This is a genomic window from Pelatocladus sp. BLCC-F211 (assembly GCF_041928655.1).
Taxonomy (GTDB): domain Bacteria; phylum Cyanobacteriota; class Cyanobacteriia; order Cyanobacteriales; family Nostocaceae; genus Pelatocladus.
Genome location: NZ_JBHFLM010000107.1, coordinates 1 through 1,089, shown reverse-complemented (window position 1 = coordinate 1,089; position 1,089 = coordinate 1). Strand labels below are relative to the sequence as shown.

The window sequence follows — 1,089 nt, the reverse complement described above, 5'->3', positions numbered from 1 at the left end:
AAGAGGAGTTTTTCAAAAAGGACATTATGTAGGTTGGGTGGAACGGAGTGTAACCCAACATTAACCAGACTATAATGTTGGGTTTCGCTGTCGCTACACCCAACCTACAAAACTACAGTTCTCAAAGTAGACGTGGTTTATGTGAAGTAATGTAAAATTATTGGAATCTAGTTCGTAGTGAGGACTTTAGTCCTCAAGAAAGGACTAAAGTCCTTACTACAAACATTTACCGCTGTTCTACTTCGCGAAGAAGTTGATAATAGATAAAGAAGATATTTTAAATAAAGGCAATGGATAACAATTTACCAGTTATTTATCTTGCAATTTTGGTGGGTATTCTCTTATTCACCTTTATCAATGTTGTTCCCCAGATTTTCAAAAATCGCAAGATAGAAAGAAATTTTTCACGCTTACGAAATAAGCTAGCAAAAGAAAAGGGAACGGCTCAAGAGTATTACGAATTAGCTAGTATTTATTCAGAAAAAAAAGTTTATACTCAAGCAGTGACTCTGTTTCAAAAAGCTTTGAAAGCCGCAGAAGAAGAGGAAGAAGAAAATGTTGCTGTGATTTATAATGGCTTGGGTTTCGTTTACTTTGCTCAAGAACAGTATGATTTAGCAATTCGTCAATACAAAGAAGCGCTGAAAACTAAACCTGATTATGTCACAGCATTAAATAATCTGGCTCATGCGTACGAGCGTAAAAATTTAACTGCTCAAGCACTACAAGCTTACGAAGAAGCACTCAAATATGATCCGAAAAATGCCACTGCTAAACGCCGCGCCGAATCTTTACGGCGTTTGGTAGCTGCGTAAGTTATAACCCCTCCCGCAACTCATATCTTGCACCTGGAAATAGTAATGTCAATTCCATGACTAAGTGCCAAGGGTCGAAGACGTTCAATATCCAGTAGTAATAAAGACAAGACTAAATGAGGTAGAAAAATAGCTACGGTGTACACACAAGTATATGCCGCGAGGGTTTCAACTCTTTTAGCCCCATAAATACCCAAGTTTCGGTCAACTGAAAACTCCATTTATCAGGCTAATTTTAAGGCTAGGGTAACGAAACCAAGTTTTAGGTGGGATT

Annotated in this window: 1 protein-coding gene; it reads left to right on the top strand. The window is 37.7% G+C overall.

Annotated elements, in window-relative coordinates; all coding sequences use genetic code 11:
• The first annotated feature begins 290 nt into the window (after positions 1–290).
• The gene (locus tag ACE1AT_RS13065; protein WP_374868921.1) at positions 291–815 is read left to right on the top strand and encodes a tetratricopeptide repeat protein; all 525 of its coding nucleotides are present in this window, start codon (positions 291–293) and stop codon (positions 813–815) included.
• Positions 816–1,089: the final 274 nt, after the last annotated feature.